Source organism: Flagellimonas zhangzhouensis (assembly GCF_900102925.1).
GTDB lineage: Bacteria > Bacteroidota > Bacteroidia > Flavobacteriales > Flavobacteriaceae > Flagellimonas > Flagellimonas zhangzhouensis.
Map to the genome: position 1 here is coordinate 833,969 of NZ_FNKI01000001.1, position 20,662 is coordinate 854,630.

The window sequence follows — 20,662 nt, forward strand, 5'->3', positions numbered from 1 at the left end:
ATAAAACATTGAAAAACAAATAATAAAAGATTTAATGTTAATTCAATGTAAACTAAATGTTATCTAAATGTGTGAACAATGTAAAATTTAAGTATCTTTGTTACGTTATCAGATAAGTATTAATGAATTAAATCCCAAATAAAATGAAGAAAGCAGTATTTTTTGTGGCGTTGATGTTTACAGCTTTTATATCTGCACAAGATGTAAAACCGACATATGAGAAAGAGGGAAAAATGGTAAAAGCTACCTATTATCACGATAACGGTGAAATTGCCCAAGTTGGGACAATGTTGGATGGTAAATTACACGGAACTTGGTTCATGTTTAATGACCAAGGTAAAAAAATTGCATCTGGACAGTATGAAAATGGTGCAAAAACAGGAAAATGGTTTTTCTGGAAAGAAGATGTATTGCGTGAAGTTGACTTTACCGATAACCGTATCGCGAATGTAAAAGACTGGAACCAAGGCGAAGTTGTCTCGGTAAACCAGTAGATTAAAATCAGTGTTTAAGAAAAAAGCCCCGGCCGTTAGGTCGGGGCTTTTTTTATACCGTCAACTGGATTTACTCCGTTATTGCTTCGGGAGTTGAATCTGCAGATTTCCAGCTTCTAATTCTAATTTTAAGCCTGTAGGTAATGTTGAACAATACAGGTACGATGATCAAGGTCAAGAAGGTGGCCACGATCAGACCGAAGATTACGGTCCAAGCCAAGGGCCCCCAGAAAATCACGTTATCACCTCCCATATAAATTTGGGCATCAAAATCTGAGAACAGGCCTACAAAGTTGATGTTCAAACCGATGGCCAATGGAATCAATCCTAAAACAGTTGTAATTGCTGTCAGCAATACAGGACGCAAACGAGCTTTACCCGCTTTAATGATTACATCGGTTACATCTTCATTGTTCAACAAGTCCTCATCAGAAATTCCGATTTCCACCTTTTTACGGTCAATCAAAATCTGGGCATAATCCAAAAGCACCACCCCATTGTTTACCACAATTCCCGCCAAGGAAATAATTCCCATCATGGTCATCATGATCACGAACGGCCAACCTGTAACGATCAATCCACCAAATACCCCGATAAAACTCAAGAATATGGCAATCATGATAATCGTCGGTTTGGAAATGCCCCCAAATTGGAAGATGAGTATCAACATGATCAAACCAAGACCTAAAAAGAATGCACTCATCAAGAACGCCATTTGTTTGTTTTGTTCCTCAATCTGACCTGTGTAGTCAATTTTCACACCTGGAGGAAGTCCTTTGAACTCCTGCATCTCATTCTGAATTTCAGTTACAATGGCTGCTGCATCGGTAAACCCAGGTTTTAAAGCTGAATAAACGGTCACCACACGCTTGGTATCTACGTGTTTAATCGCACTGAACGAAGAGGTGTTTCTTTGGCTGGCCACTGTAGAAACAGGAATCTCTTTGATCTGTCCATTGGATGGATCTCTAAAAATGATGTTTTGATTGAAAAGGGCACTGGTGTTGTACCTCAAGTCTTGGTTAAAACGAACATTGATGTCGTAATCCTCGCCATCCTTTTTGTAAATACCTGCCTTATCACCAAAAATAGATCTACGTAACTGTTGACCTACCTGACCCACAGATACACCAAGCTCACCAGCTTTTGCTCTATCCACTTGCACTTGCATACCAGGTTTGCTCTTGTTCACATCCACTTTCAATTCTTCAATACCAGCAATATTTTTACTGTTTATGAAGTTGCGCATGCGCTCAGCGGTACTGATCAAGGTGTCATAGTTCTGCCCTTCAATTTCAATATTGATAGGATATCCTGCTGGTGGACCAACTGCATCTTTCTCCACAGAAATGGTAACCCCAGGATAAACACCAGTTAAGGTATCTTGAATTTGTTGACGAAGTTCTTCGGTATCCAAGCCATCCCTATACTTGTATTCACGCATGGAAAGGGTGATTTTACCTCTATGTGGCATTTCTGCTGCAGAACCTCCTTCTGTAAATGGGTTTTCTGCTCCTTTTCCAACCTGGGAAACACTGGATTGTACTAAAAAATTATAGTCGCCCTTGTTGTACTTGCTTCTATCGGTTACACCATAAACCCGTTCCTCGATATTTTTGGTAATGGCATTGGTCTTTTCGATATCTGTTCCTTGAGGATACTCGATGTACACGTAAATCTCGTTCGGAGTGTTGTCTGGGAAGAACTCTACTTTGGTTCGTTGAGAATCTAAAGACCATCCAAAGAATGCAAATGCCAAAAGCAACAATACAAAAGTGAGCCCTGAATATAAGTACACATTTTTACCACGAAGTGCACTCTTGAGTTGCTTTTCATAGAAGTTCTCCAAGCGTACCAAACTTTTGGTTTGAAATGCTCTTGCCCAAGGTTTTAAAAAGTATTTGTATATCCAGAACATAATTCCGATAACAATCATCAATGTTCCAAGGCCTCGCATTTCACCTCCTACTATAAAGATGAATACACCCAGAACACCTAGGATTATGCTCAATCGGATCAATTGTTTTTTGGTCAATTCTTTGTCACCCACTTCCATAAATTGAGAAACCAACATGGAGTTCATAAAAATGGCCACGAACAAAGATGAACCAAGTACAACTGATAATGTGATTGGGAATAAAATCATGAAATTACCCATAATTCCAGGCCATGCCCCGAGCGGAACAAATGCCGCAACTGTGGTTGCCGTGGAAATGATAATAGGAACTGCAATTTCTCCAATCCCTTTTTTGGCAGCCTCTTTACGGGACATACCTTCTTTCTCCATGAGTCGGTACACGTTTTCTACAACCACAACCCCGTTATCCACCAACATCCCCAATCCCATAATCAAACCAAAAAGGATCATAGTGTTCAAGGTATAGCCAAGTGCATTTAGGATCATGAATGACATAAACATCGACATCGGGATCGCGAATCCAACGAACAAAGCATTTCTAAAGCCCAAGAAGAACATCAAAACGGTTACTACGAGAATAATACCAAAGATGATGTTGTTTACTAAGTCATCCACTTGGTTCAGTGTTCTACTCGAGGAGTCGTTCGCAATACTTACTTGAAGGTCTTTCGGAAAATAATTCTCTTTTGCTTCATCAACAATTCTGCGGATTTCATCTGCTGCTTCAATGGTGTTTTTTCCTGAGCGCTTTTTAATATCCAGCATCACAACAGGAGAACCATGCTCCCTTGCATAAGTGGTTTTGTCCTCTTCCTTAAAGGAAACAGTGGCAATATCTCTTAGATAGATGGCCCCGTTTTCAGATTTTACCACAAAATCTTGAAGTTCGGCAGGGTTTTCTATTTCACCCATAATACGGATGGTCCTTCTTTGACCACTGGTCACCAAGTTCCCTGCAGACATGGTCATGTTTCCATTCCCAATAGCTTGGATAACATCGTCAAAATTCACTCGAGATGCCATCATTTTGTACACATCTACAGCAACTTCAACTTCGCGTTCCTGAGCTCCTCTAATATCAACCTCCTTAATTTGCGGAAGGTCCTCTATTTCATCCTCCAGATATTCGGCAAATTCCTTTAAACGTTCCACAGGGTAATCTCCTGTAAGGTTTACGTTCATGATTGGGAACGATTCCGCCAAATTCAGGTCAAAAACATTGGGTTCTACCTTGGCACCATTAAAAACTGGCCAATCCTCACTGGCTTTTTCCGAATCTACTTCATCCTTTACCTTTTGTTTGGCATACTGTACGGAGATGTCTTCATCGAACTCCACAACCAACATGGAATAATCCTCTTGGGAAGTAGAAGTGATCTCAACCACATTACTCACGTTTTTAAGTACATCTTCCAATTGGTCCGTGACCAAACGCTCCATATCCTCGGCAGTGTTCCCTGGATAAATGGTACTCACATAAATTTTGGTCTCTTCCACCTCAGGAAAATCTTCCCTCGGCATAGCGAAATAGGCGGAAAGCCCTATGATCAAGAATATACCGATCATCACATAGATCACAGACGGATTGTCTATGGCCCAAGATGAAAGGCGGAATTCTTTACTTGCGTTCTTTTTAGCTTTTTCCATTTGGGTAGGTTAGTTTTTAGATGTTAAGGTTGAGTCCAAAATTTGAACAGCTTGTCCTTCTCTAATGCTACGGGCACCTTCAACAATTACTTTGCTCCCTGCAGAAATACCTTCAAGTACCTCTAGATAATCTCCTTGTGTGGTTCCAGGCTGGATAACCACTTTTTTGGCCACCATACTTCCATCTTTATCATCAATTACATAAATGAATTGCTCACCTTCCGCATTTTCAGAAACCACACTTTGCGGAATTAGAATGGCTTTTTCATTGGTGTAATCGTTGATTTTCACCTTGGCCGTTAAATTCGGTTTGATATGTTCATTGTTGTTCGGAACTGGAATTTCAGCCTTAAAGGAACGGTTACTTGGATTGATAAAGTTGCTGGTTTGACGCACTTTAGTAGTAATGGTCTCACCAAGAACAGGGAAATAGGCATTTACCAATTTACCAGGGGAAACCGTTGGCAAATGCGCCTCTGGCACCTCTACATCTATGTACATGTCGGACAGGTTCACAATTCTGAAAACCTCAGAACCTGGACCTGGGCTAACCACGGTACCTTGATCTTTGATCACATCGTCAATAATACCCGAAAATGGAGCGCGAATGGATGATCTTCCTACTTGACTTTCCAATTGCTTTACGGCACTGGTTTGCGCCTCGTAATTGGTTTTCGCCTGTAGGTATTGGATTTCTGAACCGATGTTTTGCTCCCACAATCTTTTTTGACGTTCGAAAGTTGTTTTGCTCAATTCAGCTTGGGTGCGCATTTGCGCCAATTGGCTGGAAAGTCCACCATCATCAATGGAAGCCAACAATTGTCCTTTAGCTACTTTTTGCCCTTTTTCCACATAAATGCGATAAAGCGTTCCCGACATTTCAGGATAGACCAAAACGTTTTGGTCAGTTTTTACATCGCCCTGTAATTCTAAAAAGTGCTGGAATTCTTGTGGTTGAACGGTAAGTACGGATACCAATGGTAACTTTGCGCTATTATCCAATTCGGCAATGGCATCGTCCAATTGCTTTACTTGGTCTTCCAATGTTTTTAGTTCTGTATTGAGGTCATTTCGCTTGGCACGAATGGCTTCTACATCTTTGCTGGCCAATACTTTTTCGATGGATTTGCTTCCAGAGCCTCCACAAGAAGCTAGTACTGCAGCTATTAGGGTTATATATATTGCTTTTTTCATGACGTAATGGTTTCTTCTTTGTTTATTGATTTAATATGTTTTCCAGTTCGGTTTTCTTTAGGATCACATCGACCATGGATTGTAAATATTCTTGTTGATTGGTATATAATTGGGTCTGTGCCTGTCTTAATTCAAAACTGGTGGCCAAACCTTCGGTATACTTTATTTCGTTTTTCTTTTCGATACGCTCGGCCAGTTCCAAATTTTCTTTGGATGTTCCGTATTGTTCTATGGCAAGGATGTAATCACTTTTTGCAGTCTCTAGCTGTAAACGAATCTGCGCCTGGGCTTCGGTAAATTGGGTTTTGGCTTTGTCCAAAGCAATTTTAGCGCGCTGGGTGGTAGCGCTTCTTCTTAAAGAACTAAAAATTGGAATGTTGAGGTCGACTCCTAAAATGGAGGAACCAAACCATTGCTGACCACTACTGAAAAAGTTGAATTCGTTGCTAAATGAATTTCCACCGTAGTTGACAAAAGCATTGAGCGTTGGCAAGGCGTAGCTCTTGGCCAATTTTAACTCTAACGCTCTTTGTTCGTTAAGGTTAACTGCCATTTTGTAATCCACGTTGTTCTCTATATTGAATTCGGAATCCAATAGTTGAAAATCAATTTGACTTTGAGTAAGGTCATCCAAATTTTCGGTCAATTCTGTGGGAGCGTCAATAGGTAAACCTAGAACCAAGTTCAACATCTGGAGCGTGATTTTCTCCATACGTTGCGCATTTTTTAGGTAATTCTGCATACTGGATAGCGTAATCTGCAATTGATCTACGCTTTCTTCATCTCCAAGTCCATTTTCATAAACTCGCTTGGTCTCATAAAGATTTTGCTCCAAGGTGTTCACGTTTCTTTCCGAAATACGAACACTTTCTTGGGCCAAAAGCACATTTCCATAAGCTTCCACTACCGATCTGCGAACGTCGAGTTCGGTTTTTTCCTTGCTGTTCGCACTGTAGGCCAAAAACGTTTTGGTGGCTTGTACCCCAACAATGTAAGATCCGTCAAATATTTGCTGGCGTAAAGTTGCGCTGGCAGACATGGATTGGGATTGCCCAAAGATCACTTCTTGGTATGTGCCTGGCTCACCACCAAAAAATTCAGCAGGAATTTGTGAAACGGGTTGTTTCAATTGGTTCTGATAGCTTACCGCCCCATTGATCTGTGGTAAACCCGATGCAATAGTCTCCCATTTTTGTTTTTGGGCGTCATCTAGGTCCCTTTCGGCATTTATCGCACTGTAATTATGCTCCAATGCATATGTAATGGCCTGATCCAAGCTAAAACTTGGAATGGTGTCCTGTGCCGAGACCAGAACAGGTAAAAGTAAGAGCAGGCTGATTAGTGTTTTTCGCATTTAATCTTGATTTGAATTGATGATTGAGTTAAGAATTTTTCTTCCTTTCGGAGTAACAATACCCCTGAGGTGATATTCTAAATAGTTGTCCATTAATTGGTGCTGGCTAAATTTTTCAGTAGGAAACAATTGGGTGTTCTTGATTGTCATTACCCCCGAAAAATAAATTCTGGAAACGAATTCAGGATTTAAATTGGCCCTATAAATTTCCATTTCCATCCCTCTTCTCACATTTTCTGAAACACATTTGTTGGTGCATTCAAATTGAATGGCCATTAGTGATTTGAAGATCTTGGGATAATATTTTTGCAATTGGTACAATGGGGATGATTTCTCGTCCTTCATATGCAGCATTACAAATTTCTTGATCTCGTATAACTCCTCAATAGGGTTTTTTTCCTCTGTGATGATATCACCAATACCACAGGTGATAAACTCTGACATGGTCATAGTGGTTTGTTCCACCAATTCCGTCTTGTTCTTAAAATGGGAGTAAATCGTTTTTTTTGAAATTCCCATTTCATTGGCCAGATCATCCATGGTAACGCTCTTAAAACCTAGGTTTAAGAACATTTCACTCGCTTTCTCTATTATTTTATCCTTCATAATGAAGGCGCAAATGTAGATGAGGAAACTTTAAAAACAAAAAAAGTTTCCATGGTTTTACAGTTTTTTAACAAAGCCGTAATTATTTATTTCAATTTTTGTTCCTGAACGGTAAGTTGCTGATTGGATTCTCTTGGGTTTTCACAGGAACAGCTACTGGGCCTAAATTCCAATAAAAGGGTCTTTTAAAGCGAATTAAGCGCTCTTTCAATGAAGTTTTACTGTTCTTTATCATGATTTTCGTTTTTGATGTTATCTACAAAATTTTTAAAAGCTTGTTCGCCTTCTTCTTGCCAAAATTGATCGTAATGCTTCCACTCATCAAAATCCCTTCGCCAAGGCGTACACTTTTTATTGTGTTGAATGCGTTTTTTGTGGTCGGATTTCCCTTTGCTTTTACCACTACCGCCACCAAAGCCAAATAAGAGTTTGGCCAAGACAAAGATGCCCAGGGCTTGCCAGTAGGTAACTGTTCCCAGACCAAAAACTTCAGGCATTATCCAGTTCCATAATCGCATTAATAGGTAATTAGCCAATAGGAAAACAATTATTCCTAAAATAACAAAGGCGATTATTTTAACCACCTTTTTAACGGTGTGCTCCACTTTTTTTTCCACAACTCTTTCGAATTCTTGTTTATGCTCCATAATTCAGTGCTTTTATATTTTCTAATTTTTTAGAGAGTTCCGACATGGCACGGTGTCGATGCGACATTAAAGTGCCAGCGGGAATTCCAGTTCGTTCCGATATTTGTTTATAGGTATACCCTTCAAAATCTATGGCGATAATAATATCACGATAGGAAGGTTTAAGGTTTTCCACAGCAGTTTTGAGTTCCGCTTCCATTTCTGGGGAATAGGCATTATCCGCATCACCGTAAAAGAACTCTGCAAACTCCTGCCACTGTTCGTCTATGTTTTCACTTGGGAGATTTTGTTCTTTTTTGCCCCGCATAATGTCTATGATGCGATTGCGAATGGCACTGTAAACATACCCACCTATATTAGTAATGGGAATGGCATCATCAGATCTAGAAAACATTCTCAAAGCAACATCCTGCACAATATCTTCGGCATCCCTTTCCGACGTATCCCGAATGCGCGACTGCACATAGTTTCGCAACGAGCCATATTCCTCGTTGAAAAATTGGGATAGGTTATTTCGGTTTTCCGTTTTGGCCGACATTTTTCTGGTGACTGGTTGTTGTCTTTATTAATAGAGACGAACGAATTGCAATCCATTGCACTTTTTTCGAAACTTTTTTCAAAATTTTTGGAAAAGGCTTCAATTTCCACCCTTAAAATTTGAAGTATTACCTCCGTCTGCTATTTCATTTCGATTTTTTGCATGTATTTTTGACTCCATGGCAGAATTCGATTTTATTAGTCAGTATAGGGACACATTTGTTACTTATTTAAAGGACAAAGTGCAATGGCAAGAGCCTGAAAATCTGTATGAACCTATTCGCTATATCTTGGATTTGGGTGGCAAGCGCATGCGCCCTGTTCTAACATTGATGACTGCCGATATGTACGGTGCTAAAGTGGAAGATGCATTGGATGCAGCTTTAGCTGTTGAAATGTTCCATAATTTTTCATTGGTCCACGATGATATTATGGATGATGCCCCATTACGTCGCGGAAAAATCACGGTGCATGAAAAATGGGATATAAACACAGGGATTCTTTCTGGGGATGCCATGTTGATTCTATCCTACCAATTTTTTGAAGAGTACCCCGCCGAATTGTATTTGGAACTCACCAAGTTGTTCAGTAAAACTGCTTTGGAAGTTTGCGAAGGGCAACAATACGATGTCGATTTTGAGACCCGTGACGATGTGACCATTCCCGAATACATTAAAATGATTGAGTATAAGACTTCGGTTTTGGTGGCCGCTGCTATGAAAATGGGTGCCTTGGTGGCTAACGCTCCACAAAAGGATGCCGATGCGATTTATGAGTTTGGTCGCAACTTGGGCATTGCATTTCAATTGCAAGACGATTATTTGGATGCTTTTGGAGATCCAAAAACGTTCGGAAAGCAAGTTGGGGGAGATATTATGGAAAACAAGAAAACTTACCTGTACCTAAAAGCTTTAGAAAAAGCAACGAAAGATGACCAAGATGGGTTGTTGCATTTGTATTCCATTAAACCAGCCGATGCAGATGCAAAAGTTGAAGCGGTAAAAACCATTTTCAAGGAAAGTGGTGCCGTCGACGAAACCAAACAAGCCATCGAGAATTATACCCAAAAGGCATTTGATGTTTTGGATACTTTGGATTTGCCAGCTCCCAAAAAGCAACTTTTACAGGCTTTTGGTGAAGCTTTGATGAATCGTACTGTTTAGAAGATTCGTTTAATAAGTGCTTTGATAAAGGGCAAGGGTTTCGGAGCTGTTACAATTTTGAATTCTTCCCATAAATTGGTCTCGTTCTCCAAGAATTTTAAAATCAATGAAGCTTTTCTTCGCTTGAACATCGACTCGAAAATTTCGTGCCCCAAATGATTGTTCTCGTATAAAATATCGAGTAAAAGCATGTCGTAAAATGTAAACCTACTTTTTTGATAGAATTGAGAAAGTGGCTTCCCAGTTTTTAAATACTCCACCAATTTAGGCACTTGCTGACTCGTATTGTAAAATGTATATCCTGTACTTGGCTTAGCCCATCCACCTGCTATACCAATGTGAAAAACTCGGTCCGTATTGTGTTGGTGAAACGGATAACAGGTCATGGGAATACTACCGAATTCTTTTTCTTCAATGGTGTATTTGGTATCTCCATAGTTCTCGGAAATGTATGTTTTAATCGCTTCCTCGTATTCGCTTTTTTCCAAAAGGTATTCAGAAAACAAAGTGTATTCCACCAAAGCTTCGTTTTCGGAAAATGGCAGTACATACATAAAGCGCGTATTGCCATTTTGAGGCACCGAGAAGTCCATGAAAGTGGCTTCTTTGGAATTAAATACCGATTGTTCGGTTTTAATAACCCATCCCACAAAGTGTTGTTGTAAAACAGGAAAATCCTTTTGTTTTAAAGGGATAGAGGCATCATATAAGCTGGAAAATACCGTTTGTCCAGTGAATTTTTGTGTAGAGGTGGTCACTAAAACCTCATTCTCTTGTTCATCAATGGTCAAAACTTCTTCTTGAACCCAAGTAATTTTCGGATATGCTTTTACCTTCGGTAAGTAATGTTTGTAGAAGTCAATACCACGAAGCATTTTGTAAGTATACGGGGCTATCGAAGTGGATTTTTGCAACTGCTCACCACCCACATAAATATGGCTCCAGGTTTTATGGACCAAATCATCAAACTGACCCTTGCCGTGTTCCCAAAAACACCAAGTACGATCATTCTTGGATTTGTCATCTTTGTCCAACACCAAAATAGATTTGGAAGCAAAGTAGTCATCCTTGCCCAAGGCATCGGCCAATAAAAGACCAGCAGCGCCAGCTCCTAAAATGATGTAATCGTACTTGGGCATATTTCAAAAAGTAAGAAGAGGATGGTTTCCTTAAAGAATGATTTTATTTTTTATTAAAATCCTTAATGCGTAAATCATCTTTCATTTCTTTTATCAACCGATTTTCTATTTCTTCAAATGGTTTGTTAGTTCTCAATTTATTTCCTGCATTAAAAAAATTAGTGAGGTCTTTAGGGTCTTTATTTGAAATATGTAAATAAAAATTATCAAATATATCTTGGAATTCCGCCCTTAAAACCTTTAAATCAGATAACATTGAATCTGAGAGAAAAGGTTGGTTAATACTATAGAACTGTATATAATCATTTATGTTTTGCATAATCTCAGCACCCTCTTCTTTCGTTCCAACATACCTAAATCGATTGAGCTCTTTTTTTATTGAATATGTTTTTCTGAGAAGCTCTCGGTAGATGTCTATTTTTTCTTTAAAAATACCACTGTATGCAGTTTTTTGTTTTTCTATTGACTTGTCTACCCTTCCTTTAATCCATAAATAAAAAATTAAATTACCAACTATCGTTAAAATTGCTGGTAGAATTATTTTTAGCATAAGAATTAGTCTTTTATTTTTAATAGAAAAGAGAAAGGTTTGTCAACAACTAAGATAACCAATCTTTGATCACCTTAAAAAACAGTATACCGTAACCCAAAGAATCCACGAATACCTTGGTTGGGTCCGTACACATAGCCAGGGTCAAAAGTAAGGGCATAAGGGTTGTTTGGCGTAGCAACGGCATTACCATTGCTGTCAAATGTAACTTCTTTGTCAAAGGGGTCATTGGCTCGTGCTATGATAAATGGATTTCCTCGATTTGGAGTCCAATCCAATAGGTTTTTTATTCCACCGTAGATTTCAATATTATTGAGCCCTTTATAGGTAAACTGGATGTTTTGAATGCTCCAAGTAGGCGAATATTCCTGTCTTGGGTCAAGCTCACCCAAAAGCGGTAAGCGCATGGGGCCGTACAAATTTCCTGTATAATCTGCAGTTAGGTTAAGGGAACGAAAGGTGTATGATAAATTCCACGTAGCAGTGATACTTTCGGTTAGAATTTGCTGTTGGGTCACTCCATTTTCTGTAGTGCTCACATCCTGCCAAGTAGCTCCAACCATAATCTTAAAGCTGCTTGGAAAAGCTACGTCCAAATTCGCACTAACCCCTTGCGAAATAGATCTTCCATCCAAATTATCATAAATGATTTGGTTAGGATTTGTGTCGTAATCGGGTAGAATCACGTTCGAAAATCGGGTATAAAACGCAGAAGCATCAATCCCAATAAAGGTGCCATTGGTGCTATAAATCTTCTTTAAATAATTGATGTTGACATTGACAGACCGTTCTGGCTTTAATTCTTCAGCAATAATCACTTCTCTAGATCCCGTAAGCGCGGCATGATCTTCGGTAAATAGATTCACTACTCTAAAACCAGTTCCTGCGTTCACTCGAAAAATGTCGTTGTCCGAGATTTTCCATTTGTAGGCTGCTCTAGGGGTAAGAATATTTCCGTGCCTTTGGTCGTAATCATATCGTAAACCAGCTAAAAAAGAATGTTTAGCAGCAAAAGTATATTCATCTTGGGCAAATAAACTTGGAATCCAAATATTATCGGCTTCTATGGTCGCAGGCGTATTGTCGTCGTAAAAATTATATCTAACCGCACTTCCGAAGAGCAAATCATGATTGCCAGCAGCCTTGTCCCAGGTCAGTTGAGCAAAACCGATACGTTGGTCTGCCAAATATTCCGTATCGCCATATACCGAATTCTGATTGTGATCATTATATGAAAATGATAACAAGAATTTTTCCTCAAACGGCAATTGATATTTTCCCAGTACCTCCCATCTTCGGGTATAAATGCTTTCACCATAGACTTCATCTCCACCTCTATATTCAGGGGTCCATTGCATTTCTCCACCCCAACGATCTTCGTAAAAAAAGCGTCCTGCTAAAGAGAGTACCCGATTTTCATTACGTTCAAAATCCCATTTTTGGAAAATGGAAATGCGATCTTGGAGTGTCAGATCCGTAAAATTATCACCATTATTGTCGATGGGATTGTCGTAATTAAAGTAGTTGACGCCTAATAATAGATCTGTTTTATTCCCAATTGAAATTTTACTGCCCACATCCAAGTTGTACTCGCCCCAGCCTGTGGCAAAGCCATCGGCAAAAAATTCAGGAGCACTCAAGGCATTTTTGGTGATGATGTTAATGAGTCCTCCTACAGCTTCACTCCCATAAAGTGAGGAAGCAGGACCTTTTACGATCTCAATTTGTTCAATTAATGAGTTTGGGATACCTGTCAATCCATAAACAGTGCCTAAACCACTCACAATTGGCATACCATCAATTAAAACAAGGGTGTAGGGGCCCTCTAATCCATTAATATGGATGTCGCCCGTATTGCACACATTGCAATTGATCTGCGGACGCACGCCATTTACGTTCTGAAGCGCATCAAAAACACTGGCGGTAGGGTTCTTCTTTAAAAAAGTGGGAGAGTAGACCTCCACGGGTACTGGACTTTCCAATCGACTCACTGGTTTTAAGGTGCCCGTAACCACCGTTTCATCCAAACTTTGAGCTGAGGGTTCTAATTGAATGTTGATGCTCTTTTCTTCCGAAGCTTCAAAATTGATTTTAGTTTGGTAGGGAAGATAGCCGAGAGAAGTCACTAGCAATACATAATCTCCTGCTTCAATGTTTTCCAATCGAAATAATCCATCAATATCTGTAGCTGCTCCGACTTCTGTTCCTTTCAGCAATACGTTTGCCAAGGGTAAAGGCGATCCATTGTCGGTAACCTTTCCACTTAAGGATGCCATTTGGCCAAAACAACAACTGCTAACCAAAGCTATCCACAAGAGAGCGAGATGTCTACAAATTGATTTCAATTGGTATAAAATTAAATTTAGACAAAACTAAAAATAGATTTTGTTAAATAAAAATGTATTTTTGAAAAAATATTTTTTGATGACCCGATCAGAGGAGAATTATTTAAAGACCATTTTTCATTTAGGGGGAGGTGATTCCAAGTCCATCACCACCAATGCCATTGCCGAGCAGATGGAAACCAAACCATCTTCGGTGACCGATATGGCGAAGAAATTAGCGGAAAAAGGACTCGTGAATTATGTGAAGTACCAAGGAGTGTCCCTAACCAATTCTGGAGTAAAGACTGCTTTGTCCATAATTCGAAAGCATCGTTTGTGGGAAGTTTTTTTGGTAGAAAAATTGGATTTTTCTTGGGATGAGGTGCATGAAGTGGCCGAACAATTGGAGCATATTAAAAGTGAAAAGCTCATTGACAAGATTGATGAACTCCTCAATTTTCCCAAATACGATCCCCACGGTGACCCTATTCCGACCAAAGATGGAAAGTTTCAGGAGCGAGACAAGAAATTGCTCAGTGAAATGGCGATTAATGCTACTGGAGTTTGTGTTGGGGTCAAAGATTCTTCGGTACCCTTTCTTAAGTTTTTGGACAAAAACAAGATTGCACTCGGGAACAGTATCAAAGTATTGGATAAAGAAGATTTTGACAACTCTCTACGTATTCAGCTGGAGGGGAAAGAAATACGAATATCACATCAAATAGCGTCTAACCTTTATGTAAAAAAGAACGACTGATGGAACAAGTAATACATTATTTTCAAGAGATTGACCCTGTTTTGGCTGCATTGTATGCCACACTTTTCACTTGGGGGTTAACCGCGGCAGGAGCTGCATTGGTTTTCTTTTTCAAGGGGATGAACCGTGCCCTTTTGGATGGCATGCTCGGATTCACTGGCGGTGTTATGGTCGCGGCAAGTTTTTGGAGCTTGTTGTCTCCAGGTATTGAAATGAGTCCAGGCGAGGGTTTCGTAAAAGTGATTCCAGCTGCCGTAGGATTTTTGCTGGGTGCAGCCTTTATTTTTGGATTGGATAAGATCCTACCTCACTTGCATATCAATTTTAAAATGAGTGAGGCTGAGGGGGTAAAAACGCCTTGGCATAGAACTACTTTGCTCACTTTGGCCATTACCTTGCACAACATACCTGAGGGGTTGGCTGTCGGGGTGCTTTTTGGTGGGGTGGCAGCTGGTTTTGAGGGAGCTTCCATCGGAGGAGCAGTTGCTTTGGCCTTGGGAATTGGGCTTCAGAATTTCCCAGAGGGATTTGCTGTGGCCATGCCATTGCGAAGACAAGGGTTGAGTAGAACCAAAAGTTTTATGTATGGTCAGGCTTCGGCATTGGTAGAACCTATTGCAGGGGTATTAGGTGCTTGGGCCGTTCTTACCTTTGAGCCTATTTTGCCTTACGCACTTTCTTTTGCCGCAGGTGCCATGATCTTTGTAGTGGTGGAAGAAGTAATTCCAGAAACGCAACAAGACAAATACACCGATATCGCCACAATGGGTTTTATCGGTGGATTTATCATTATGATGACCTTGGATGTAGGTTTGGGTTAGCAGAACTATCCCCCAATCAAATCAAAGACACCCTTGGTTAAAAATTTGTCGCTCTCGGTGAGTTCAGATGAATTTATTTCAGTGAATCCACCATAAGTGCTTCCTTGTTTTACGGCTACTCGTTCAAAAGTGTAACCACCATCTTTTTGGTCAATTAATTTGAGCACATAATAACCGCCCTCAGATTCAATTACCGCTTCTTCGGGCAGGGACAATGTTTTGATCGTATCCGTCATGATCATGGCATCAACAAACATGCCTGGAAGAAAATTACTGGCTTTTTCATCTTCGTGCTCCAAATGTCCATGAACTTTTATGGTGCGTTGCGAATTGTCGATTGAAGTGCCCACTAAGTGAACCTCGGCATTAAATGTTTCCTCGGAAGCCTCGGGAATTTTGAATTCGATTTTTTGTCCTTTTTTCACTTTTAAAATGTCCTTTTCAAAAACAGTCAATTCCAAATGCACATGCTCATTATCCACTATTTCCAATATTTCGGTGGCAGGTGAAACGTAGCTTCCTTTGGCTACATTCATTTTGGTGATGCTTCCTGCAATCGGAGCATAAATGGCCGCTTGTGACGAAATGTTGCCTTGTTCAACTTTGCTGGGTGAAATATTGAGCATTTGTAATTGCTCTTTCAACCCTTGGTAACGTGCCTTAGCGGTTTCATAATTGCTTTTGGCCTGAAGAAAATTCTTTTGCGACGCGATTTTTTCATCAAAAAGGGTCTGGTTTCTTTCAAACTCAGCTTTTAAATAATCCAGCTGGTTGAACACCTCCAAATAGTCCTGTTGCATTTGCACAAATTCTTGGTTTTCCAAAATCACCAATAGTTGTCCCTTTTTTACTTGATCCCCAATCAATAATGATGTTTGCTTAACAAAACCACCCATAAAAGCGGTTACACTGGCGCGGTTTTCTGGCGGAACATCAATCATTCCAGAGGTTTCCACCATTTTTGGAAAAGTTCTTCGTTCCATGGCACCGATCATAAGATCATTGGTGTCGAATTGATCTTGGGATACCACGATTCCTGTTGCCTCAGCTTGTTCTTCGGATGCAGATTCTTCGGTGTTTTTATTGCCACAGCCCATTATGAATAGGAATACAGCGGCGATGTGAAATATATTTTTCATTTTTTAAAATGTTATTGTCAAGTAATTAATGGCGATTACAGTTTGATTGTATTGGTTGAGGATATCCAGATAATTGACTTGGATATCGTAGGCGTTTTCCAAACTTTGGATGTATTGGAAAAAGTCAATTTCTCCGTTTTGAAAGTTGCCCGTGGCTGCTTTCAAAATTTGGTCGGAAAGTTGTCCACCCTCGTCTTCGTAATAAGAAAGTTCCTTGGTTTGTTGCTCCAGCTGACCCAACAAAGTTTTGTAGCGTTGGTTCACGGCCACCGTGATTTCGGTGTTCTGCATCTCTGTAATTTGAGTCTGAATCTTTGAAGATTTCACCTTGCTGCTATGTCCAAAGAACAAGATGGGAATGCGAACCCCTAATTGAATCCCGTACAAAGAAGTGCCCAATCCGCTGTTGGTGCCCTGAAAGTACTGCAAGTTAAGGTCGGGCAACAATCTGTTTTCTTCCAAGCTTTTTTGCGCATTGCTTAACTCTTGGCGATTGTCCAAAAATGAAGTCTCGGTTTCCAACATCCCTTGGGCATTTAAAACCATCAACTTTTCAGGTTTTTCATCTGCAATGAGCAACGAATCTTCACTTTGCACCAAACTCACAATTTGACCGTAGGTGGTTAACATCTGCTGTTGAATCTTGGAATAGGTGTTTGCAATCTGCCGTTGTTTGGCAGTGGCGGTCACTTTTTCCAAATAATTGGTCTCACCCAACTCAAAACGCCGTTGGGCGGCATGGGCAAAGGTGCTATAAATACTATCCAACGTTTTATAGAGCTTTGCTTTTTGATTCAACGTTTGGTACTCGTAATACGCATTGCTCAACGATTGGTACAATTGTTTCTTTCGAATCTCAAACGAGGATTTTTGCAGCTCATAATTTGATTTTTGAAGTCTGCTCTTTGCTCCATAAACTGTAGGAAACTCAAATTGTTGTTGAGCGCCAAACACCTTAAGGGGTTCCCCGTTCAATGCCAGGTTATTTTCATCGTATTGGTAATAAATGTCCGTTTTATCGAATTCAAAAGCAGTTCCTTTTAAGGTTTCCGCTTGGTCTACCAATAAAGATTCGGCTTGAATCCCTTTGTTGTTTTCCAAGGATAACGCCATTAGATCTTCAAGGTTCAATTGGGATTGTGAAAATCCTGAAGCTGAAATTAAAAGTATTATGATGGTCAGCGCATTCTTTTTCATTTTACGCTCTCTTCGTCTTTTTCTCATACCACGGAATTTAATGTTGTGGGAGTAAGCATATAATACGGGCAGTACCACCAAGGTAAGCATGGTTGCCGTTACCAATCCACCAATTACAACGGTGGCCAAAGGTCTTTGCACTTCCGCTCCTGCGTTGGTCGAAACTGCCATGGGCAAGAACCCTAATGCTGCTGCAGATGCGGTCAACAATACGGCTCGAAGCCTGTCTTTGGTTCCTTGTTTGATGAGGTCTTCCATGGAATCAAAATCTTTTCCTTTGAGTTCCTTAAAGTGTTCAATCAATACAATTCCGTTCAACACCGCAATCCCAAATAGTGCAATGAATCCAACTCCTGCTGAAATACTAAAAGGCATATCGCGTAACCAAAGTAAAAGCACACCTCCCACTGCCGATAATGGAATCGCGGAGAAAATAAGCAAAGCTTCTTTCACAGATCCAAATGCAAAATACAACATGATGAAAATGAGCAATAACGCAATGGGCACCGCAATCATCAAACGGGCCTTGGCATTTTGCAAGTTTTCAAACTGACCACCATAGGTGATGGTGTATCCAGGTGGCAAGGTGATGTTTTTGTCAATCAATAATTGAACATCATCCACTACGGATTGTAAATCGCGGTTCCTCACATTGATTCCCACCACAATTCTACGCTTGGTATCGTCCCTTGAGATTTTGGCAGCTCCTTTTTGATAAGTGATCTCGGCCAATTCGCTCATTGGGATTTTACCACCATTGGGAATATCCACATACAGATTTCTAAGGTTGGAAATATCTTGACGATTTGCTGCATCCAATCGCACCGCCATATCAAATTGTCGCTCTCCCTCAAAAACACTACCGACAATTTTACCAGCAAAGCCCATTGCGATCATTTCGTTCAGGTCAGCAATGTTGAGTCCATGACGCGCAATTTTAGCTCGGTTGAATGACACATTCATTTGCGGAAGTCCCTCAACTTTTTCTACAATAATATCGGATGCTCCCTCAACATTTTGAATCAGGCTTTTGATTTCATTCGCCTTTTTATTCAGGGTCTCGAGATTTTCTCCGAATATTTTGATGGCGATATCAGCACGTACCCCAGTGATCAACTCATTGAAACGCATTTCAATCGGCTGGGTAAATTCAACTTCAACCCCTGGAAGTACAGAAATGGCTTCTTTAAATTTATCGGCAAGCTCATCCTTGGTTTCTGCTGATACCCATTCGTCTTTAGGTTTTAAGGCAATGATCACATCGCTTTCCTCCATCGACATCGGGTCGGTAGGTACTTCGGCAGCACCAATACGGCTCACCACTTGTTTCACTTCTGGAAACTGATCCAATAAAATTTGTTCAATTTTGGTGGTGGTTTCTACCGTTTTGGCCAAAGAGGTTCCTGTTTTTAACACAGGTTGAATCACAAAATCTCCTTCATCCAGCGTAGGCACGAATTCACCTCCCATAGATGCGAACAGTAAAATGGCACCCACCAACATTGCTCCTGCGAGCGAAAGCACTAATTTTTTGCTTCTCATGGCCCATTCGATAACAGGCTCGTATTGTTTGTTGATCCAGTTGACCAAACGGGTCGAAATACTTTTTTCTGACTCTTTGGACGGCTTTAAAAACAAAGCCGATGCAACGGGCACATATGTAAAACAAAGTAAAATGGCTCCCAACAAGGCAAAACTGAATGTCAGTGCCATGGGTTTGAACATTTTACCCTCAACACCACTTAATGACAGAATTGGGATGAACACAATCAAGATAATCAACTGCCCGAAAACGGCAGAGTTCATCATTTTGGTTGCTCCCTTTAAAGTAATGTCATCCTTGATGGATTGTACCTCATTTTTACCCAAATTGGCAATTTCTGCTTTCTTTTGGGTGATTTGAAATGCGATATATTCCACAATAATTACCGCTCCGTCGATAATGATACCAAAATCGATGGCACCAAGACTCAACAAGTTGGCGTCTACCCCAAATATGTTCATTAGGGTCAATGCGAACAACAAGCAGAGTGGAATTACCGAGGCAACAACAAGTCCAGATCGCCAGTTGCCCAATAAAAGAACCACAACGAAGATTACGATCAAACAACCCAAAACTAAGTTTTCGGTTACGGTAAATGTTGTTCTTCCAATCAACTCACTTCGGTCCAAAAAGGGATTGATGTAAACACCTTCGGGTAAAGATTTTGAAATGGAGGCTACCCTTTCCTTAACGGCTTCAATTACGCGTTTGGAATCCGCGTCTTTGAGCATCATAATTTGACCGAGTACTTTTTCACCTTCACCATTCCCAGTGATAGCACCAAATCTAGGGGCGCTTCCAAATCCGACCTTTGCCACATCCTTTATATAAATAGGAATACTGTTACGAGTGGTGACTACAATGTCTTCAATGTCCTTAAGACTGCCGACCAAACCTTCTCCTCGGATAAAATAAGCTTGGTTTACTTTTTCAATATATCCACCACCTGAAATGCTGTTGTTCATTTCCAAAGCCGTAAAAACTTCTTTGGCGGTGATGTTAAAAGCATTCAATTTTTGGGTTTGAATGGCAACCTCATATTGTTTTAGGTGACCTCCCCAGGTATTTACTTCGACCACTCCTGGGATACCCGAAAGTTGACGCTTTACGATCCAATCCTGAATGGTTCGTAACTCAGTCGAGGAGTATTGGTCTTTATATTCGGGTTCTACATCCAAAATGTATTGGTAGATTTCACCCAATCCCGTAGTAATCGGGCCCATTTCAGGTGTCCCGAAACCTTCTGGAATTCGGCTGGATGCAGATTTAATTTTTTCGGCAATCAATTGTCTGGGCAGATACGTGCCCATATCGTCTTCGAAAACGATGGTGACCACAGACAAACCGAACTTTGAAACCGAACGGATTTCTTTTACGCCAGGCAAATTGGCCATTTCCAGCTCCACGGGATAGGTAACAAATTGTTCCATATCTTGAGTGGACAGGCTATTGGAAGTGGTCAGCACCTGAACTTGGTTATTGGTTACATCGGGAACGGCCCCGATAGGAATTTGTGATAGGGAATACAGCCCAACAAAGGCTATAAACGCTGTGAAAAGAAGAACAATAAACTTGTTCTTAATACTAAAGTTTATAATTTTTGAAAACATGATTCATAGAGAATGATAGCAT

Annotated in this window: 15 protein-coding genes; 4 read left to right on the forward strand and 11 right to left on the reverse strand. The window is 40.3% G+C overall.

The window, feature by feature from the left end; genetic code table 11:
- Positions 1 to 143 precede the first annotated feature (143 nt).
- Positions 144 to 494, forward strand: a complete 351-nt coding sequence (locus tag BLQ18_RS03660; protein WP_090292734.1) for a toxin-antitoxin system YwqK family antitoxin — start codon at positions 144 to 146, stop codon at positions 492 to 494.
- A gap of 70 nt (positions 495 to 564) precedes the next feature.
- On the opposite strand, the gene BLQ18_RS03665 is transcribed toward BLQ18_RS03660, so the two are convergent.
- From BLQ18_RS03665 to BLQ18_RS03690, 6 genes are all read right to left on the reverse strand, one after another.
- Entirely contained in the window at positions 565 to 4,059 is a 3,495-nt protein-coding gene (locus BLQ18_RS03665; protein ID WP_090292736.1) for an efflux RND transporter permease subunit, read from the reverse strand.
- 9 nt (positions 4,060 to 4,068) lie between these two features.
- Positions 4,069 to 5,253, reverse strand: a complete 1,185-nt coding sequence (locus tag BLQ18_RS03670) for an efflux RND transporter periplasmic adaptor subunit (RefSeq protein WP_090292738.1) — start codon at positions 5,251 to 5,253, stop codon at positions 4,069 to 4,071.
- A 22-nt stretch (positions 5,254 to 5,275) separates the two neighbouring features.
- Positions 5,276 to 6,607: a TolC family protein gene (locus tag BLQ18_RS03675; RefSeq protein ID WP_090292739.1), complete on the reverse strand. Its 1,332-nt coding sequence runs from the start codon at positions 6,605 to 6,607 to the stop codon at positions 5,276 to 5,278.
- Positions 6,608 to 7,213, reverse strand: coding sequence for a TetR/AcrR family transcriptional regulator (locus BLQ18_RS03680; protein WP_090292740.1), 606 nt, complete (start codon positions 7,211 to 7,213; stop codon positions 6,608 to 6,610).
- A 218-nt stretch (positions 7,214 to 7,431) separates the two neighbouring features.
- Complete coding sequence (locus tag BLQ18_RS03685; protein WP_090292742.1) at positions 7,432 to 7,860, reverse strand: hypothetical protein; 429 nt, start codon at positions 7,858 to 7,860, stop codon at positions 7,432 to 7,434.
- Positions 7,850 to 8,398: an RNA polymerase sigma factor gene (locus BLQ18_RS03690; protein WP_090292744.1), complete on the reverse strand. Its 549-nt coding sequence runs from the start codon at positions 8,396 to 8,398 to the stop codon at positions 7,850 to 7,852. Before BLQ18_RS03690 ends, BLQ18_RS03685 begins: the two co-directional genes overlap by 11 nt.
- Positions 8,399 to 8,576: 178 nt before the next feature.
- On the opposite strand from BLQ18_RS03690, the gene BLQ18_RS03695 reads away from it, so the two are divergent.
- The gene (locus BLQ18_RS03695; protein ID WP_090292746.1) at positions 8,577 to 9,560 is read left to right on the forward strand and encodes a polyprenyl synthetase family protein; all 984 of its coding nucleotides are present in this window, start codon (positions 8,577 to 8,579) and stop codon (positions 9,558 to 9,560) included.
- Here BLQ18_RS03695 and BLQ18_RS03700 read toward each other — a convergent pair.
- From BLQ18_RS03700 to BLQ18_RS03710, 3 genes are all read right to left on the reverse strand, one after another.
- A complete protein-coding gene (locus BLQ18_RS03700; RefSeq protein ID WP_090292748.1) occupies positions 9,557 to 10,699 on the reverse strand; it encodes a lycopene cyclase family protein in 1,143 nt (380 codons plus the stop codon). The genes BLQ18_RS03695 and BLQ18_RS03700 overlap by 4 nt on opposite strands.
- A 43-nt stretch (positions 10,700 to 10,742) precedes the next feature.
- Complete coding sequence (locus BLQ18_RS03705) at positions 10,743 to 11,249, reverse strand: hypothetical protein (RefSeq protein WP_090292750.1); 507 nt, start codon at positions 11,247 to 11,249, stop codon at positions 10,743 to 10,745.
- A 74-nt stretch (positions 11,250 to 11,323) separates the two neighbouring features.
- Positions 11,324 to 13,525, reverse strand: coding sequence for a TonB-dependent receptor (locus tag BLQ18_RS03710; protein WP_245668059.1), 2,202 nt, complete (start codon positions 13,523 to 13,525; stop codon positions 11,324 to 11,326).
- 148 nt (positions 13,526 to 13,673) lie between these two features.
- On the opposite strand from BLQ18_RS03710, the gene BLQ18_RS03715 reads away from it, so the two are divergent.
- Together BLQ18_RS03715 and BLQ18_RS03720 are read left to right on the forward strand one after the other, a co-directional pair.
- The gene (locus BLQ18_RS03715; RefSeq protein WP_175443710.1) at positions 13,674 to 14,330 is read left to right on the forward strand and encodes a metal-dependent transcriptional regulator; all 657 of its coding nucleotides are present in this window, start codon (positions 13,674 to 13,676) and stop codon (positions 14,328 to 14,330) included.
- Positions 14,330 to 15,151, forward strand: a complete 822-nt coding sequence (locus BLQ18_RS03720; protein ID WP_090292755.1) for a ZIP family metal transporter — start codon at positions 14,330 to 14,332, stop codon at positions 15,149 to 15,151. Before BLQ18_RS03715 ends, BLQ18_RS03720 begins: the two co-directional genes overlap by 1 nt.
- Positions 15,152 to 15,156: 5 nt before the next feature.
- Here BLQ18_RS03720 and BLQ18_RS03725 read toward each other — a convergent pair whose 3' ends face one another.
- Positions 15,157 to 16,290, reverse strand: coding sequence for an efflux RND transporter periplasmic adaptor subunit (locus BLQ18_RS03725; protein WP_090292757.1), 1,134 nt, complete (start codon positions 16,288 to 16,290; stop codon positions 15,157 to 15,159).
- 3 nt (positions 16,291 to 16,293) lie between these two features.
- Positions 16,294 to 20,640: a CusA/CzcA family heavy metal efflux RND transporter gene (locus BLQ18_RS03730; protein ID WP_090292759.1), complete on the reverse strand. Its 4,347-nt coding sequence runs from the start codon at positions 20,638 to 20,640 to the stop codon at positions 16,294 to 16,296.
- Between the last annotated feature and the right edge of the window lie 22 nt (positions 20,641 to 20,662).

What these genes read in the sequence shown, in the direction of transcription:
- BLQ18_RS03660 (WP_090292734.1), top strand. Translation starts at nt 144, where the DNA reads ATGAAGAAAGCAGTATTTTTTGTGGCGTTGATGTTTACAGCTTTTATA.
- BLQ18_RS03665 (WP_090292736.1), bottom strand. Translation starts at nt 4,059, where the DNA reads ATGGAAAAAGCTAAAAAGAACGCAAGTAAAGAATTCCGCCTTTCATCT.
- BLQ18_RS03670 (WP_090292738.1), bottom strand. Translation starts at nt 5,253, where the DNA reads ATGAAAAAAGCAATATATATAACCCTAATAGCTGCAGTACTAGCTTCT.
- BLQ18_RS03675 (WP_090292739.1), bottom strand. Translation starts at nt 6,607, where the DNA reads ATGCGAAAAACACTAATCAGCCTGCTCTTACTTTTACCTGTTCTGGTC.
- BLQ18_RS03680 (WP_090292740.1), bottom strand. Translation starts at nt 7,213, where the DNA reads ATGAAGGATAAAATAATAGAGAAAGCGAGTGAAATGTTCTTAAACCTA.
- BLQ18_RS03685 (WP_090292742.1), bottom strand. Translation starts at nt 7,860, where the DNA reads ATGGAGCATAAACAAGAATTCGAAAGAGTTGTGGAAAAAAAAGTGGAG.
- BLQ18_RS03690 (WP_090292744.1), bottom strand. Translation starts at nt 8,398, where the DNA reads ATGTCGGCCAAAACGGAAAACCGAAATAACCTATCCCAATTTTTCAAC.
- BLQ18_RS03695 (WP_090292746.1), top strand. Translation starts at nt 8,577, where the DNA reads ATGGCAGAATTCGATTTTATTAGTCAGTATAGGGACACATTTGTTACT.
- BLQ18_RS03700 (WP_090292748.1), bottom strand. Translation starts at nt 10,699, where the DNA reads ATGCCCAAGTACGATTACATCATTTTAGGAGCTGGCGCTGCTGGTCTT.
- BLQ18_RS03705 (WP_090292750.1), bottom strand. Translation starts at nt 11,249, where the DNA reads ATGCTAAAAATAATTCTACCAGCAATTTTAACGATAGTTGGTAATTTA.
- BLQ18_RS03710 (WP_245668059.1), bottom strand. Translation starts at nt 13,525, where the DNA reads ATGGCATCCTTAAGTGGAAAGGTTACCGACAATGGATCGCCTTTACCC.
- BLQ18_RS03715 (WP_175443710.1), top strand. Translation starts at nt 13,674, where the DNA reads ATGACCCGATCAGAGGAGAATTATTTAAAGACCATTTTTCATTTAGGG.
- BLQ18_RS03720 (WP_090292755.1), top strand. Translation starts at nt 14,330, where the DNA reads ATGGAACAAGTAATACATTATTTTCAAGAGATTGACCCTGTTTTGGCT.
- BLQ18_RS03725 (WP_090292757.1), bottom strand. Translation starts at nt 16,290, where the DNA reads ATGAAAAATATATTTCACATCGCCGCTGTATTCCTATTCATAATGGGC.
- BLQ18_RS03730 (WP_090292759.1), bottom strand. Translation starts at nt 20,640, where the DNA reads ATGTTTTCAAAAATTATAAACTTTAGTATTAAGAACAAGTTTATTGTT.